General features: G+C 70.9%; 10 protein-coding genes and 1 tRNA gene. 4 read left to right on the top strand and 7 right to left on the bottom strand.

Annotated features, from left to right (window positions below):
- The first annotated feature begins 45 nt into the window (after positions 1-45).
- Positions 46-2,853 carry a type I DNA topoisomerase gene (gene topA / locus MCHLDSM_RS02405; protein ID WP_048468710.1) on the top strand — a complete coding sequence of 936 codons (2,808 nt, stop codon included), beginning with the start codon at positions 46-48 and terminating at the stop codon, positions 2,851-2,853.
- A 3-nt stretch (positions 2,854-2,856) separates the two neighbouring features.
- Here the strand turns inward: topA and MCHLDSM_RS02400 are convergent, their stop codons facing one another.
- Positions 2,857-4,467 (bottom strand): adenylate/guanylate cyclase domain-containing protein, encoded by a 1,611-nt coding sequence (locus MCHLDSM_RS02400; RefSeq protein ID WP_048468709.1) that lies wholly within the window; start codon positions 4,465-4,467, stop codon positions 2,857-2,859.
- An 82-nt stretch (positions 4,468-4,549) separates the two neighbouring features.
- Between MCHLDSM_RS02400 and MCHLDSM_RS02395 the strand changes: the two genes are divergently transcribed.
- A complete protein-coding gene (locus tag MCHLDSM_RS02395; RefSeq protein WP_048468708.1) occupies positions 4,550-5,764 on the top strand; it encodes a DNA polymerase III subunit delta' in 1,215 nt (404 codons plus the stop codon).
- 46 nt (positions 5,765-5,810) lie between these two features.
- Positions 5,811-5,886: transfer RNA gene (locus MCHLDSM_RS02390), tRNA-Thr, on the top strand.
- 77 nt (positions 5,887-5,963) lie between these two features.
- Here MCHLDSM_RS02390 and MCHLDSM_RS02385 read toward each other — a convergent pair.
- Complete coding sequence (locus MCHLDSM_RS02385) at positions 5,964-7,760, bottom strand: hypothetical protein (RefSeq protein ID WP_201780353.1); 1,797 nt, start codon at positions 7,758-7,760, stop codon at positions 5,964-5,966.
- Positions 7,761-7,817: 57 nt separating this feature from the next.
- On the opposite strand from MCHLDSM_RS02385, the gene MCHLDSM_RS02380 reads away from it, so the two are divergent.
- Positions 7,818-8,756, top strand: a complete 939-nt coding sequence (locus tag MCHLDSM_RS02380; RefSeq protein ID WP_048468707.1) for a GDP-mannose 4,6-dehydratase — start codon at positions 7,818-7,820, stop codon at positions 8,754-8,756.
- Here MCHLDSM_RS02380 and MCHLDSM_RS02375 read toward each other — a convergent pair.
- From MCHLDSM_RS02375 to MCHLDSM_RS02355, 5 genes are read right to left on the bottom strand one after another with little or no spacing between them, the layout of a single operon-like run.
- Positions 8,753-9,094, bottom strand: a complete 342-nt coding sequence (locus MCHLDSM_RS02375) for a DUF2304 domain-containing protein (protein ID WP_048468706.1) — start codon at positions 9,092-9,094, stop codon at positions 8,753-8,755. The two genes, MCHLDSM_RS02380 and MCHLDSM_RS02375, sit on opposite strands and share 4 nt — an antisense overlap.
- Complete coding sequence (locus MCHLDSM_RS02370; protein WP_048468705.1) at positions 9,091-9,777, bottom strand: polyprenyl-phospho-N-acetylgalactosaminyl synthase PpgS; 687 nt, start codon at positions 9,775-9,777, stop codon at positions 9,091-9,093. Before MCHLDSM_RS02370 ends, MCHLDSM_RS02375 begins: the two co-directional genes overlap by 4 nt.
- Before the next feature lie 33 nt (positions 9,778-9,810).
- Positions 9,811-11,052, bottom strand: a complete 1,242-nt coding sequence (locus MCHLDSM_RS02365; RefSeq protein WP_048468704.1) for a polysaccharide biosynthesis protein — start codon at positions 11,050-11,052, stop codon at positions 9,811-9,813.
- Positions 11,049-12,395, bottom strand: coding sequence for a M1 family metallopeptidase (locus MCHLDSM_RS02360; protein ID WP_234713821.1), 1,347 nt, complete (start codon positions 12,393-12,395; stop codon positions 11,049-11,051). Before MCHLDSM_RS02360 ends, MCHLDSM_RS02365 begins: the two co-directional genes overlap by 4 nt.
- The gene (locus tag MCHLDSM_RS02355) at positions 12,392-16,312 is read right to left on the bottom strand and encodes a Pls/PosA family non-ribosomal peptide synthetase (protein ID WP_048468702.1); all 3,921 of its coding nucleotides are present in this window, start codon (positions 16,310-16,312) and stop codon (positions 12,392-12,394) included. Before MCHLDSM_RS02355 ends, MCHLDSM_RS02360 begins: the two co-directional genes overlap by 4 nt.
- Positions 16,313-16,491 lie beyond the last annotated feature (179 nt).

The following is a 16,491-nucleotide window of genomic DNA, read 5'->3' as shown; positions in this document are numbered from 1 at the left end:
CGACAGAGAGAGAAGTAGTACGAGTGAGAACAGTGAACGGGATAGGTGGCTGACGCAGACCGCGATCGCGGTGGCAACGGCAGAGTGCGGCGGCTCGTCATAGTCGAGTCGCCTACCAAGGCGCGCAAAATCGCTGGTTATCTCGGTTCCAACTACATCGTCGAGTCGTCCCGCGGACACATCCGCGACCTGCCGCGTAATGCGGCCGACGTGCCCGCGAAGTACAAATCCGAGCCCTGGGCCCGTCTCGGGGTCAACGTCGAGCACAACTTCGAGCCGCTCTACATCATCAGCCCGGAGAAGAAGAGCACCGTCGCCGAGCTGAAGGACCTGCTCAAGAACGTCGACGAGCTCTACCTGGCCACCGACGGTGACCGCGAGGGCGAGGCCATCGCGTGGCATCTGCTGGAGACGCTCAAGCCGCGCATCCCCGTCAAGCGGATGGTGTTCCACGAGATCACCGAGCCGGCGATCCGCGCCGCCGCCGAAGATCCCCGCGATCTGGACAACGCGCTGGTCGACGCCCAGGAGACGCGCCGCATCCTCGACCGCCTCTACGGCTACGAGGTCAGCCCTGTGCTGTGGAAGAAGGTCGCGCCGAAGCTGTCGGCCGGCCGGGTGCAGTCCGTCGCGACGCGCATCATCGTCCAGCGCGAACGCGAGCGGATGGCGTTCCGCAGCGCCGGGTACTGGGACGTCACCGCCGAACTGGACGCCAGCGTCTCCGACGCGCAGGCCAGTCCGCCGACCTTCACGGCCAAGCTGAACACCGTCGACGGGCGCCGGGTCGCGACCGGCCGGGACTTCGACTCCCTGGGCGGGCTCAGGAAGCCCGACGAGGTCCGTGTCCTCGACGAGGCGGGGGCGAACGCCCTGGCCGCGGGCCTGCGTGGCGCGCAGCTGCAGGTCGCCTCGGTCGAGCAGAAGCCCTACACCCGCCGGCCGTATCCGCCGTTCATGACCTCGACGCTGCAGCAGGAGGCGGGCCGCAAGCTGCGGTTCTCCTCCGAGCGCACGATGAGCATCGCGCAGCGGCTGTACGAGAACGGCTACATCACCTACATGCGTACCGACTCGACCACGCTGTCGCAGTCGGCCATCGAGGCCGCCCGCAACCAGGCGCGCCAGCTGTACGGCGAGGAGTACGTGCACCCGTCGCCGCGCCAGTACACCCGCAAGGTGAAGAACGCCCAGGAGGCGCACGAGGCGATCCGCCCCGCCGGCGACGTGTTCCAGACGCCGGGCCAGCTGCACGCCGCGCTGGACACCGACGAGTTCCGGCTCTACGAGCTGATCTGGCAGCGCACGGTGGCGTCGCAGATGGCCGATGCGCGCGGCACCACGCTGAGCCTGCGCATCGCGGGCCAGGCCACCAGTGGCGAGCAGGTCGTGTTCAACGCCAGTGGCCGCACCATCACGTTCGCCGGATTCCTGAAGGCCTACGTCGAGAGCCTCGACGAGCAGGCCGGTGGCGAGGCCGACGACGCCGAGAGTCGGCTGCCGAACCTGACCCAGGGCCAGCGCGTGGACGCCAGGGACCTGACCGCCGACGGGCACACCACCAGCCCGCCCGCCCGCTACACCGAGGCCTCGTTGATCAAGGCGCTCGAGGATCTGGGCATCGGCCGGCCGTCGACCTACAGCTCGATCATCAAGACGATCCAGGACCGCGGCTACGTCCACAAGAAGGGCAGCGCGCTGGTCCCGTCGTGGGTCGCGTTCGCCGTCATCGGGCTGCTGGAGCAGCACTTCGCGCGGTTGGTGGACTACGACTTCACCGCCGCGATGGAAGACGAACTCGATGAGATCGCCTCGGGCCACGAGCGAAGGACCAACTGGCTCAACAACTTCTACTTCGGCGGCGAGCACGGGGTGGACGGCTCTATCGCGCGTTCCGGCGGGCTGAAGAAGCTGGTGGGCGGCAACCTCGAGGAGATCGACGCCCGAGAAGTCAACTCCATCAAGCTGTTCGACGACGCCGAAGGCCGCGCGGTCAACGTCCGCGTCGGCCGCAACGGGCCCTACCTGGAACGCATGATCGTCGGCGAGGACGGCGAGCCGACTCCGCAGCGCGCCAACCTCAACGACGAGCTGACGCCCGACGAGCTGACCCTGGAGCTCGTCGAAAAGCTTTTCGCCACACCGCAAGAGGGTCGCTCGCTCGGCGTGGATCCGGAGACCGGGCACGAGATCGTCGCCAAGGACGGCCGCTACGGTCCGTACGTCACCGAGGTCCTTCCGGAACCTCCCGACGACGGCGAGGCAGGCTCGACGGCGAAGAAGGGCAAGAAGCCGACCGGACCCAAGCCGCGCACCGGATCACTGCTGCGCTCCATGGATCTGGAGACCGTGACGCTCGAGGATGCGTTGAAGCTGCTGTCGCTGCCCCGCGTGGTCGGGGTCGACCCGGCCACCAACGAGGAGATCACCGCGCAGAACGGCCGCTACGGCCCATACCTCAAGCGCGGCACGGACTCTCGGTCGCTGGCCACCGAGGAGCAGATGTTCGACATCACCCTCGACGAGGCTCTGAAGATCTACGCCGAGCCGAAACGGCGCGGCCGGCAGGGTGCTGCCACCCCGCCGCTGCGCGAGCTGGGCGTCGACCCGGTCAGTGAGAAGCCGATGGTGATCAAGGACGGCCGCTTCGGCCCCTACGTCACCGACGGCGAGACCAACGCCAGCCTGCGCAAGGGTGACGACGTCGCGTCGATCACCGACGCGCGGGCCTCGGAACTGCTCGCCGACCGGCGGGCGCGCGGACCGGTGAAGAAGAAGGCGCCGGCGAAGAAGGCGGCCAAGAAGACGGCGGCGAAGAAGGCACCGGCGAAGAAGGCCGCCAAGAAGGCCTGATTCCTAGCGGGTCGACTGCGACACGTCGCCGCTGACCTCGCGCTCGACACTGTCGGGCGTCACCAGGTGCACGGGACGGGCGAGCTGCGTCGGCGCGGTGCGACCGCGCAGGTTCACCGTCTCCCCGACGTCCCAGCACAGCGCCTCCGCGTCGAGGGCCTCGCTGACCGCGATCGCCGATGCCAGCACGTGGCCCTTCTCGAGCTTCGCCAACTCGGTGAGGCGGGCGGCCTCGTTGACCGGGTCGCCGATCACGGTGTACTCGAAGCGGGCCTGCGCGCCGATGTGGCCGGCGATCGCCCGACCGGCGGACACGCCGATGCCGAACTCGGTCTCGCCGAGCACCTCGATCAGCTCGTCGTGCAGCTCCCGCGAGGCAGCCAGCGCCGCCCCGGACGCGTCGGGGTGTTCGATCGGGGCGCCGAAGATCGCCAGCGCCGCGTCGCCCTGGAACTTGTTGACGAACCCGCCGTGCCTGTTGACGGTGTCCACGACCACCCGGAAGAAGTCGTTGAGCAGGTTGACGACCTCGGCGGCCGGAATGGTGGCGGCCAGGTGCGTCGACCCGACCAGGTCGACGAACAGCACCGCCACGTCGCGTTCCTGGCCGCCGAGTTCGGTGCCGCGCTCGAGCGCCCGGCGGGCGACGTCCTCGCCCACGTAGCGGCCGAACAGGTCGCGCAGCCGCTGCCGTTCGGCGAGGTCGCGCACCATGTCGTTGAAGCCGGCCTGGAGCAGGCCCAGCTCGCTGGCGTCGTAGATCTGCATGTGGGCGTTGTAGTTGCCGCGCTGCACCTCCCCGAGCGCCCAGCGCAGCTGGCGCAGCGGGTCGGCGATCGACATGGCGACCAGCACGGTGCCCGCCAGCCCGATCACCAGCGCGACGATCGCCAGCAGCAGGATCGTCGTGATCACCCGGTCGGCGGGCGCGTTGAGGATGTCGAACTTGCTGGCCACCAGCGCGAGCAGGATCGCCACCAGCGGCACCCCGGTGGACAGCACCCACGTCAGCACCTGGCGCAGGATGACGCCGGGGGCGTGGAACTTCTCCGGCACGCCGCCGCGCAGCGCGGCCACGGCGACCGGCCGCAGCACCCGCTCGGACTGCAGGTAGCCGATGATCGCCGTCGCGGTGGCCCCCAGACCCGTCGCCACGGCCACCACCGGGGCCGACTTACTGGCCACCGGCCAGCTCGCGACGATGAACACCACCGATCCGAGCAACCAGTTCGTCGCGCTGATCACCGAGCGGTAGAACGGCATCCGCAGCGCCCGCATGCGGGCGACCTCGGTGTCCGCGGGGTCCCGGTCGCCGAGCAGCATGTCGCGGCGCTGCCAGCGCATCACCGGGATCAGCATCCGCAGCGTCAGGTACGACGCCACGGTGAACGACACGAACAGGTAGCCCAGGAAGATCGACAGGTTGTAGGTGGGCAGGTCCTGCAGCTGGATCCGGTCCTCCGGGGGTAGCCCGAAGCGCAGGAACCCGAGCACCAGCAGGGCCCCGATGATGTCGGCCTGCAGCATGCCGAGGGTGAACACCGGCCAGGGTGTGCGCGCGACCCAGCGGACGAATGCACTGATTCGCCCCATCTGGATCGCTTCGGCTGCCACCAGATCACCGTATCGGGCGGAGCTGACGGCTACGGGGCGTCTGAGACGGACGTGTCGGTTCGCAGCATTACTGTTATCCGCGATGGCCGGTGTTTTCTCGCGTCTTGTGGGCCAAGACGCCGTCGAGGCGGAGCTCACCGCTGCTGCGCGGGCAGCCCGCGGTGATTCCTCTCACAATGGGGCTCCCGGTGAGGTGGGCACCATGACGCACGCCTGGCTGATCACGGGTCCGCCGGGGTCGGGGCGCTCGGTGGCGGCGCTGTGCTTCGCCGCCGCGCTGCAGTGCACCTCGGACGGTGTGCCGGGGTGCGGGGAGTGCCGGGCCTGCACGACGACGATGGCGGGCACCCACGCCGACGTGCGCCGCATCATTCCCGAGGGCCTGTCGATCGGGGTCGACGCGATGCGCACGATCGTGCAGATCGCGTCGCGCCGGCCCGGGACGGGCCGCTGGCAGATCGTCGTCATCGAGGACGCCGACCGGCTCACCGAGGGCGCTGCGAATGCGTTGCTGAAGGTCGTGGAGGAGCCGCCGCCGTCGACGGTGTTCCTGCTGTGCGCGCCGTCGGTGGATCCGGAGGACATCGCGATCACGCTGCGTTCGCGATGCCGCCACGTCGCGCTGGTGACGCCCGGGGTGGACGCGATCGCACGGGTACTGGTCGACACCGACGGGCTGTCGGAGGCCGAGGCGGCCTGGGCGGCGTCGGTGAGCGGAGGCCATGTCGGCCGGGCGCGCCGGCTGGCCACCGACGAGCAGGCCCGGGAGCGGCGCCGACGGGCGCTGGGGCTGGCCCGGGATGCGGCGACGCCGTCGCGGGCCTACGCCGCGGCCGAGGAGCTGGTGTCCACCGCGGAGGCCGAGGCCAGGGCGCTGACCGAGGACCGCAACGAGGTCGAGACCGAGGAGCTGCGCACCGCACTGGGCGCCGGCGGCACCGGCAAGGGCACTGCGGGCACGATGCGCGGGGCGGCCGGGGCGCTCAAGGACCTGGAGCGCCGGCAGAAATCCCGTCAGACGCGGGCCTCGCGCGACGCGCTGGACCGGGCGCTCATCGACCTGGCCACGTACTTCCGCGACGCGCTGCTGGTGTCCTCCGGCGCGGCCGACGTCGCCCCCAACCACCCCGACATGCGCGACAAGGTCTCGGCGATGGCCGCCCACGCGTCGCCCGCGGCGCTGCTGCGGTGCATCGAGGCGGTGCTCGAATGCCGGGAGGCGCTCGCGGTCAACGTCAAGCCGAAGTTCGCCGTCGACGCCATGGTCGGGACCGTCGGGCAGGCACTCCGCGGCTGACTTGGGGCGCGGGCGGGCCCTGTCGTAGAGTGGTGCCGCCCGACGTGCCGCCTTAGCTCAGTCGGTAGAGCGATTCACTCGTAATGAATAGGTCGGGGGTTCGATTCCCCCAGGCGGCTCCACTTTCTCCAGCCCCGAGTGTGCGTCCAGGGCGCGAATTGGGGCGGATTCGCGCCCTCACCGCACACTGGGCACTGCGCTACCGCGGCGCGAGAAACCCGACGGGCCCAGACGCCACGCACACCGACAGCGCCGCGGTGTTCGCTCGCACGGTGATGGCGTCCCCGGCTCCGGGCAACCGGACGAACACCCGGTTCAGGCCCGGCCGCACCGGCACCTTGACCTCGGGCCCTTCCGACAGCGCCAGCATCAACGATCCGTCGGAATTCGCCAGGTAGTTGATCTCGACGGTCCAGTCCGCGGGCAGCAGCGGCCCGTCCAGCGGCATCCGCACCGGGAAGTCCGGCTGCACCAGGTAACCGCATCGCGGATCGGGCCCCTGCCGGATGCTGCGCACCCAGGTCACCTTCGCGCCGACCAGCCGGCCCGAGGAGTCCAGCATGCGCAGATCCGTTGTCGCCGAGGCGAAATCGGGACGATCATCCAGCAACGCGAACATGTGGGAGGCCAGGTTCTCCGGCCACGCCACCCGCTGCAGCACCAGCGGGTCGACCTCCTGGTCGAGCATCGGCGCGTCTGACGCGGCGTGCGCGGCGGCCAGACTCGCCTGCGCGGTGTGCAGGTAGTCCTTCGTGGGGTTGTCGCGCCAGCTGGTCAGGCACGTCGCGCTGGAATACAGGCTGCTCACCACGAAAAGCCCTGTGACGCCGATGATCCCGACGGTCCGCATACGGGACGTGTCGAGCCACCGCGCTCTGTCCCGGTTCGGCGCGCACAGCCCGACCGTGGCCAGCAGTGCCAGCACGACCACCAGATCGGGCAGATAGCGCAGGGTCTGCGCCAGTTCCAGCGCGGTGAACCGCGAGGAACGCATCAGATAGATCGGCACCTGGCAGGCCACCGCATAGGCCAGCGCGGCCAGCCACACCGGGCCCAGTCGCTGCTTGCGCAGCAGCGTCACCGCGACCACCGCGGCCAAGGCGAGCCAGCCCAGCACCATGACCACCGCGGGCGGGGTCGCCCATGGCGAGGCCGGCGCCCAGCGCTGCCAGTCCCACGGACCGCCGATCAGACCCGGCACGATGCCGTGAGTCATCGAGCGCCACAGCAGATCCGCCGTCATCGACAGGTCGAAGCTCCACCGCTGCTGATCGACCACCGCCACGTAGACGCCGACCCAGCCGGCGATCAGCACCAGGCACGCCACCCACAGCAGCCGCCCGCGCCGCCACACCTCACGCACCGTCGCGCCGCCGGTGACATGGCCGTGCAGGGCGGCCACCGCGAACGCAACGAACGGCACGATCGCCGACTTCTCGAAGAACAGCAGCGCCCCGAAGAACACCACGGTCCCGGTCACGGCGTAGCGCCTCGACCCGGTGCGCACCAGCAGCAGGGCGTCCGCGCACACCCACGCCAGCGCCGCCAGCATCGGTAGCGAGTTCAGTCCGGCCGCCCACCACGCGTACCCGGGTAGCGCCAGCGGGGTGAACAACGCGAACGTCAACGGGATCAGCAGCACCGGGCGCCGGCCCAGGATCACGTGCAGCGCCCGAAGCAGCGCCAGCGACGCCAGCAGTGCGAGCACCACCAGGCTGATCGCCGGCCCGATCCACTCCAGTGGCGCGAGCCGGGTGATCGTCCCGGCGACCAGGAACGCGCCGGGCATCACGTGGCCGTCGTGGTCGTCGAACAGGTAGCCCGGCGACAGCAGCGGTTGGGTGCCGGCCCGGCCGACCAGTATCAGATCGTCCCAGTAGAAGTAGCCGCCGAAAGCGAGTGCCGCCCGGATCACCAGGTGCAGCGCGATCAGCGCGACGGCGGTGCGGGCGACCCAGCCGGTCGTCTCCTCGCGCAAGCGCTCGTCGGGCTTCATGTCGCCTCGACTGTACGTATGTGACGAGCGCTGATAGTCCGCCGGTAGGGTGGCCCCGTGCGGACACTGGTCACGGGGGCAGCAGGATTCATCGGGTCGACGCTGGTCGACAGGCTGCTCGCGGACGGGCACCACGTCGTCGGTGTCGATGACCTGAGCTCAGGCCGCAGCGAGAACCTCGGGCAGGCCGAGCGCTCCGACGACTTCGAGTTCGTCAAGGCCGACATCGTCGAGGCCGACCTCGTCGGCCTGCTCGAGGACGTCAAGCCGGAGGTGGTGTTCCATCTCGCCGCGCAGATCTCGGTCAGCCGCTCGGTCACCGAGCCGGTGTTCGATTCCAGCGTCAACGTGGTCGGCACCGTCCGGCTGGCCGAGGCCGCCCGCCGCGCGGAGGTCCGCAAGGTGGTGCACACGTCGTCGGGCGGATCGATCTACGGCGTGCCGCCGGCCTACCCCACCGACGAGACCAACCCGCTCGACCCGGCGTCGCCGTACGCGGCCAGCAAGGTGTGCGGCGAGGTGTACTTCGGCATGTTCCGGAACCTCTATGGCCTGGACTGCAGCCACATCGCGCCCGCCAACGTCTACGGTCCGCGCCAGGACCCGCACGGTGAGGCCGGCGTGGTCGCGATCTTCTCCCGCGCGCTGCTGGCCGGCCGGCCGACCAAGATCTTCGGCGACGGCAGCGACACCCGCGACTACGTGTTCGTCGACGACGTCGTCGACGCGTTCGTGCGCGCCTCCGGCGAGGCCGGGGGAGGGCAGCGGTTCAACATCGGCACCGGCGTGGAAACCTCGACGCGGCAACTGCATTCGGAGATCGCCAGGGCGGCAGGCACGCCCGACGAGCCGGAGTTCCATCCGCCGCGCCTCGGCGACGTGCGCCGCTCCTGCCTGGACAACAGCCGCGCCGGTTCGGTGCTGGGGTGGCGGCCGACGGTCGCGCTGAGCGACGGGGTGGCCCGGACCGTGGACTACTTCCGGACCAACGGCTAGGACTGCTCGGGCACCTGGGCGTTCTGCAGCGCCACCGCGCGCGCCAGCCGGGTGTACTTGAGCTCGATGTCCTTGAACCGCATGTAGGTCGACAGCGTGGTGAACGCGAACGCGATGATCAGCACGTACTCCAGCAGATCCGTACCGCGGTCCACACCAAGCCAATTCGCGACCACGGTGGTGTCGTCGGGCCGCAGGATCGCGTAGATGCCGGCGATCACGAACAACACGTAGCCGACCTTCACCCACGCTTTGCTGCGCGCGCTGCCGCGGGAGCGCAGCAGGTAGACCAGCAGCACCAGCACCGAGGCGATCAGCAGCACCTGGATCCAGTTCATCGTGTCGTCCTTCTGCGCAGCAGACCGTCGAAGACGATGTTGACGCCGTTGAGCAGCGGCTGGCCCTTCGCCTTCGAGTAGTCGGTGTAGAGGATGTCGACGGGCACTTCGGCCACCCGCCAATGCCTTTCGTGTGCCAGCGCGATGAACTCGCCGGCGTGCCCCATGCCGCTGATCGTGAGGTCGAGCTCGTCGGCGACGCGCCGGCCGAACACCCGCAGTCCGTTGTGCGCGTCGGTCAGACCGAGCTCGCGGTTGCGCGGGCTCACCCGCGCCACGGTCTTGAGCACCCACCGCTTCAGCAGCGGCGTCTGCGTGGCGGCACCGGCGAACCGGGTGCCCACCACGAGATCGACGTCGCCGGCGCGCAGCCGCTCGATCATCGTCACCACGTCGGCGACTCGGTGCTGCCCGTCGGCGTCGAACGTGGCGAACACCTCGGCGCCGGGCCGGCGGCGGGCGTACTCCACCCCGGTCTGGATCGCCGCGCCCTGCCCGAGATTCACCGGATGGGTGACCACGTGCGCGCCGGCCCGCAGGGCCGCGTCCCCGGTGCCGTCCTCGCTGCCGTCGTCGACACAGACGACGTTGGCGAACACCGAGCGCACGTCAGTGATGACGTCGCCGATGACGGTCGCTTCGTGGTAGGCCGGGATGACGACCCACACGTCGCGGTAGCGCATGTCCGAGGTGTCGATGCGCAACAAAGTACACGCTCAGGCGGTCGGAATTCTGGCAAGGGCGGCCAGGTGCACGGCGATGCCGAGCAGAGGTCCGCACAGCAGCGCGACGACCGTGCGCACCTCCAGGTCCAGCGGCAGGGCCAGCAGCAACGCCGAGGCGACCGTCGCCGACATCCACCCGACCGCGTAGGCGCGGTGCAGCGCGGCGGCCACGGCGGCCGCCCCGGTGAGCGTCAGCAGCGCGATCGCCACCGCCGCCGCGGTCAGCCACCCCAGCAGCGCGCCGTCGGCGACGTAGTCGTCGCCGAAGCCCTCGCGCAGCAGCCACGGTCCGAACGCGGCGGCCAGCGCCACCCCGATCACGCCCAGCGCCACGACGACGGCGGCCGGGGTGATCAGCGCCCGCAGCCGGTGCGCACGCTGGTCGACGAAGTGCGCGATGAGATTGCCCTGCATCGCGGTCAACGGCACCAGCAGCGGGGCGCGGGTCAGCGTGACGGCCAGGATCACCACACCGCCCGCCGCGCCGAGATCGCCCGAGGTGGCCTTGAGCAGCACCGGGAAACCCATCACCAGCACCGCGCTGGCGCCGGCGGCCGCGATCGAGTGGCCCGCGCCGCGCAGGAACGTCACCGTGCCGCCGGGCGTGGACAGCCGCGCCGCGGCGCGGGTGACCGGCGACGCGGCCAGCATCAGCAACCAGCCGATCGAGCCGGCCACGGTCGCCCACAGGTAGCCGCCCAGCCCCCAGCCCAGCAGGAAACTGCCCGCCGCGACCGCCACGCGCAACAGCGCGTCGGCCACCATCAGCGCCCCGTACTCCGACCACCGGTCCAGCCCGGCGAGCAGCCCCAGCAGCGTGGTGTGCAGGCAGAATCCCGCCAGCCCGGCGGCCAGCAGGATGACGCTGAGCAGGCGGGCGTCGGCGAAGACGTGTCCCGCCCACAGCGGCGAGGTGGCGGCGATCACCACGGCCGCGACGATGCCGACGCCGATCGCGACCCGCACCGGCCGGGTGCGCGGCCCGGCATCATCCCCGGAAGCAGCCTGACGGACCTCACGGGTGGTCTCCTGCAACAACCCGAACGCAGCGCCGCTGGCCAGCCCGAACGCTCCCCAGAACACGCCGAAGATCGAGAAGCCGGCGGGTTCGAGATCGCGCGCGGCGAGATAGAGCACGGCGTATCCGCACAGCGCGGACACCGCCGTCGCCGCGCCGACCCGCACGACGCTGCCCCGCGTGACCGCGCCCGGACCCGCCGCGGCGTCGGTCACGACGGGGGGTCCAGCGGCGGGACGTCGGTCGAGTACAGCCACGCCGCCCACAGCGGTCGCAGCGACTCGTCGGCGTAGCGGGCCGCCAGCCCGATGAAGTCGTCGGTCACCACGCTGGCGTGCCGGTAGCGCGTGGTCCACTCCTTGAGCAGCGCGAAGAAGTCCTTGTCGCCCAGCCGTTTCCGCAGCACGTGCAGAGTCAGCGCGCCGCGCTTGTAGACGCGGTCGTCGAACATGTCCCGTGGTCCGGGATCGGCGAGCACCAGATCGTGCGCGGAGCTCTTCAGCCGCTGGTGATAATGCCGGGCGAGTTCGTCGGCACTGCGTTCCCCGCAGTGTTCGGACCACAGCCATTCGGCGTAGCAGGCGAAACCCTCGTGCAGCCAGATGTGGCGCCACCGTTGCACGGTCACCGAGTTGCCGAACCACTGGTGGGCCAGCTCGTGGGCGATCAACCGCTCGGCGCCGCGCTCGCCGTCGCAGTGGTTCGCGCCGAAGATCGAAATACCCTGCGCCTCAAGGGGAATCTCGAGGTCGTCGTCGGTCACCACCACGGTGTAGCCGGACTCGAGCGGATACGGGCCGAACAGTTTGACGAACAGCTTCATCATCTGGCCCTGGCGGCCGAAGTCGTGGTCGATCTCCCGGCGCAGCCGCTCGGGCGCCACGGCGTGGATCTCGACGCCGTTCTTGGCCAGGCGGTGGCGCTCGTACATCCCGATCTGCAGCGTGATCAGGTACGTCGAGGTGGGTTCGGGCTGTTCGTAGACCCACGTCGTCATCCCCGCGCGCACCCGGCGGTTCAGCAGCTTGCCGTTGGCCAGCGCGAGATACGGACTCTCCGTGCTGATCTGGATGCGGAAGCTGGCCTTGGCGCTCGGATGGTCGTCGCACGGGAACCACGACGACGCCCCGTTGGGCTGCCCGGCCACCAGCACGCCCTCGGTGAGCTCCTCGAAACCCACTTCGCCCCACAGGGATCGGATCGGACGCGGCGTGCCGCCATAGCGCACCGCGATCGTCATCGCCGCGCCCGCGGGCAACCGGTCGGCCAGGCTGATGTGCAGCTTGGCCCCCGAGGTGCGGAAGTGCGCCGGCCGCTTGCCGTTCACCGTGACCTTCGAGACCGACAGCGCCGCGGAGAGGTCGAGCGTGAAGGTCTGCAGTTCGGCGAGCGTGACCGCGGTTATCGTGGCGGCCCCGGCCAGCCGGTTGATCGCGACCTTGTACTCCAGGTCGAGTTCGTAGCGGGACACCCGGTAGCCGAAGTTGCCGGTGGCGGGCAGGTACGGATCGATGACGGGCGGCGACCCCTTCTTGGCCACCCGTTTACGGGCTCTCACGCGGCCGCGGGCTTCTTCGTCTTCGGGCCCGGAGCGTCGTCGCGCTTCTTGCGCGAGGGCAGCCACGGTGCGATCGGATTGCCCTGCCAGCGGGTCGAGGCCGGCACCTCGTCGCCACGCACCACCAGAGACGCCGGCCCGACGGTGGCCCCGGCGCCGATCCGCGCGGCCGGCAGCGCCACGCAGTGCGGTCCGAGGGTGGCTCCGCGCTCGAGCACGACGGTGTCCATCCGCATGATCCGGTCGTGGAACAGATGGGTCTGCACCACGCACCCGCGGTTGACCGTCGCGCCGTCGCCGAGGGTCACCAGGTCGGCCTCGGGAAGCCAGTACGTCTCACACCACACCCCGCGTCCGATCTCGGCGCCCAGGGCGCGCAGCCACACATTCATCACCGGGGTACCCGTAGCGGCCCGGGCGAACCACGGCGCCGCGACGGTCTCGACGAACGTGTCCGACACCTCGTTGCGCCACACGAATGACGACCACAGCGGATGTTCGATCGCGGTGATCCGGCCCACCAGAAGCCATTTCGCCAGCACCGCGATCCCGCCGGCCACCGCCCCGGCGGCCAGCAGCACCAGTCCGGTCAGGCATGCGGCGCCCAGCCAGCCGAGTGTCAGCGCCAGGGCCTGCACGGCCAGCAGCACGCCGACGCCGATCGCGAATGTGACGACGACGGGCACGAACCGGAACGTCTCGACGGTGGCGCGCAACGCCCGCAGCCGCGCCGAGGGATGGAACGTGCGCAGGGCGTCGGCCGCGGTCGGCTGCCGCCGCAGCCGCCTCGGCGGGCTGCCCAGCCACGACGATCCCGCCTTGGCTTTGTGCGGCGTCGCCGACAGCACCGCCACCAGGCCGTCGTCGGGCACCCGGCGGCCCGGCTGGGTGATCCCCGAGTTGCCGAGGAACGCCCGCTTGCCGACCGTCGCGCGCGCGACGTGGATCCAGCCGCCGCCCAGTTCGTAAGAGGCCACCATGGTGTCGTCGGCCAGGAACGCGCTGTCCTCGACGACGGTGAACTTCGGGATCAGCAGCGCGGTGGAGATCTCGGTGCCCTTGCCGATCCGGGCGCCCAGCAGGCGCAGCCACCACGGCGTCAGCAGGCCCGCGTAGATCGGGAACAGGTAGTTGCGGGCGCCGTCCATCAGCCGTTCGGTGGCCCACAGCTGCCAGCCCGACCGGCTGCGGACGGGGTGATAGCCCTCGCGCAGACCCAGCGACAGCAGCCGGACGCCGAGCACCGTCAGCGCCGCGTACACCACGAGCGCCGCCGCGGTGGCCGGGATGCTCCACAGCAGTGCGGGCAGCACCGCCTCGCCCAGGGTCGCCGTCCCGCGCACACCCCAGGCGACCACCGCCAGACCCACCGCCAGCGCCGCCAAAGGCAGCGCGCCCAGCAGCACCGACGTCGCGCCGTACACCGCGACCCAGAACGGGGACCGGGGCGGGCGGTGGTCTGGCCACGGGTGCTTGGCCTTACCGGACTTCACCGCCGGTGAGCCCTTCCAGTACTGCCGGTTCTTGACCTTTCCGACCACGCCGGAGCCGGGCGCCACGTCGGCGTTCTTGCCGACCACCGCGCCGGGCAGCAGCGTCGTGCGCGCGCCGATGGTGGCGTCGTTGCCGACGGTGATCGGCCCGAGGTGGAACTGGTCCCCGTCGATCCAGTGCCCGGTCAGGTCGACCTCGGGTTCGATGGAGCACCGGTGCCCGAGCGTCAGCATCCCCGTCACCGGCGGCGCGGAATGCAGATCGACCCCGGTTCCCACCGAATTGCCCAGGGCCCGTGCGTAATACACCAGCCACGGCGCACCGGCCATGTTCTCGGCGCCGCTGGCCTCGGCGAGGCGTTCGGCCAGCCACACCCGCAGGTGCACCGAGCCGCCGCGCCGGTAGGTGCCGGGCTGGAGTGTGCCGGCGAGGATGCGGGCGCCCAGCACCGCGATGCCCATCCGGCCGGGCGGCGTGACGAACAAGATGAACCCGGCGAGGATCCACCACCAGCTGAGCGGCCACGCCCACGGCACCAGGGCGAGTTCGGCGGCGACGTTGTTCGCGATCGCCAGCCACACCACCCACTGCATGCCGGTCAGCGTCGCCAACGGGACCGTCAGCGCCACCTGCACCGCCTGGGTCAGGCGCGAGACCGGCTTGACCTCCCGGGTCTCGACGGCCGGCGGCGGCTCCAGTTCCTCGAGGTAGCCGGCCAGCGAGCCGAGCCGCGGATGGTCATACAGGTCGGCGACCGTCACCTGCGGGTAGCGCTGCCGCAGCGCGGCGATCAGCTGGGCCGCTGACAGCGAGCCGCCACCGAGGGCGAAGAAGTCGGCCTCTGGACCGTCGATCTGGGCGGCCAGCACCTCGCGCCACAGCCCGGCCAGCCAGCCCAGCGTGCCGCCGAGGTCGGCGGCGTCATCTTCGGCCGGGCCGACCGGCCACGGCAGCGCGTCGCGGTCCACCTTGCCCGACGTGCGGGTCGGCAGCTCGTCGACGACGACCAGCCGCGGCACCAGCGCCGCGGGCAGCGACTCGGCCAGCCGGGACCGGGCCGCGTGCAGATCGAAGGCGGCCCCGGGTGCGACCACGACGTAGCCGACCAGCAGCGGCGTTCCGCCGGCCGTGCGGCGCACCGCGGCGGCGCCCCCGCTCACCCCGGGCAGGTGGACCAGCGCGGTGTCCACCTCGCCCAGCTCGATCCGCCGGCCGCCGACCTTCACCTGGTCGTCGGCCCGTCCGACGAAATACAGACCGTCAGGTTCCAGCCGGACCAGGTCACCGCTGCGGTAGGCGCGGCTCCAGGCCAACGTCGGCATTGCGGCGTACTTCTCGGCGTCCTTCTCCGGGTCGAGGTAGCGCGCCAGCCCCACCCCGCCGATGACGAGCTCGCCGACCTCGCCGATCTGCACCGGGTTGCCCGCGGCGTCGACGACGGCCAGGTCCCAGCCGGCCAGCGGCAGCCCGATGCTCACCGGGCCGCTGCCCGTCAACCGGGCCGCGCAGGCCACCACCGTCGCCTCGGTCGGGCCGTAGGTGTTCCAGACCTCGCGGCCCTCGACTGCCAGCCGCTCGGCCAGCTCCGGCGGGCACGCCTCGCCGCCGAAGATCAGCAGACGCACCGCCTCCAGCGCCTCGGCCGGCCACAGCGACGCCAGCGTCGGCACCGTCGACACCACGGTGATGTCGCGCGACACCAGCCACGGCCCCAGGTCCATGCCGCTGCGCACCAGCGACCGCGGCGCCGGCACCAGGCAGGCGCCGTGCCGCCAGGCCAGCCACATCTCCTCGCACGACGCGTCGAACGCCACCGACAGACCGGCCAGCACCCGGTCTCCCGGGCCGAGCGGATTGCCCTGCAGGAACATCTCGGCCTCGGCGTCGACGAACGCCGCCGCGTTGCGGTGGGTGACCGCGACCCCCTTCGGGGTGCCGGTCGAGCCCGACGTGAAGATGATCCACGCGTCGTCGCGGCTCAGGGGGGCCGTCGCGCGCCAGCCGCGCGAGGAGCCGGGCCCGCGGACCAGCCCCCGCTCGGTGATCACGGCGACGACGTCGGCCTCGGTGAACACCAGCTCGGCGCGCTCGGGCGGGTCGTCGGCGTCGACCGGGACGTACGCCGCGCCGGTGGCCAGCGTCGCCAGGATCGCGACGTAGAGCGCGTAGCTGCCCGACGGCATCCGGATCCCGATGCGGTCCCCGCGGCCGATCCCGCGCGCCGCGAGCCAGGCCACGCTGTCCTCGACGTCGGCGATCAGCTCGGCGTAGGTGAGCTGCACGGTGCCGTCGTCGAGCGCGGTCGCATCGGGGTAGCGCCGCGCGGTCTCGTAGAGGATGTCGATCAGCGTGCGTGGCTGCGGAGCCAGGGAGGACAGCAGATATTGACCGGGGATCTCGGAGGTTGGATCCGCTGCTGTCACGGGTACAAACTACTCACTGCGCGAAGCCGCTTCTCGCCGTCGGGTGGCCTTCGATTTCGCGTGTCGGCGGCCCGACTGGCAGAATGACCGGCTTGGAGGGGAGTATTCCTTCGCCACAGCGTCGTCATCACGTCGTCCGTGACCGGACGACCGGTGCTGTGGGCCGACCACCGGTGACG

Origin of the sequence: Mycolicibacterium chlorophenolicum, assembly GCF_001044235.1 — a bacterium.
Classification (GTDB): Bacteria; Actinomycetota; Actinomycetes; order Mycobacteriales; family Mycobacteriaceae; genus Mycobacterium; species Mycobacterium chlorophenolicum.
The sequence above is the reverse complement of the archived record's forward strand: the minus strand, read 5'-3'. Positions and strand labels throughout refer to the sequence as shown.

What these genes read in the sequence shown, in the direction of transcription:
- MCHLDSM_RS02385 (WP_201780353.1), bottom strand. Translation starts at nt 7,760, where the DNA reads ATGAAGCCCGACGAGCGCTTGCGCGAGGAGACGACCGGCTGGGTCGCC.
- MCHLDSM_RS02375 (WP_048468706.1), bottom strand. Translation starts at nt 9,094, where the DNA reads ATGAACTGGATCCAGGTGCTGCTGATCGCCTCGGTGCTGGTGCTGCTG.
- MCHLDSM_RS02370 (WP_048468705.1), bottom strand. Translation starts at nt 9,777, where the DNA reads ATGCGCTACCGCGACGTGTGGGTCGTCATCCCGGCCTACCACGAAGCG.
- MCHLDSM_RS02395 (WP_048468708.1), top strand. Translation starts at nt 4,550, where the DNA reads ATGGCCGGTGTTTTCTCGCGTCTTGTGGGCCAAGACGCCGTCGAGGCG.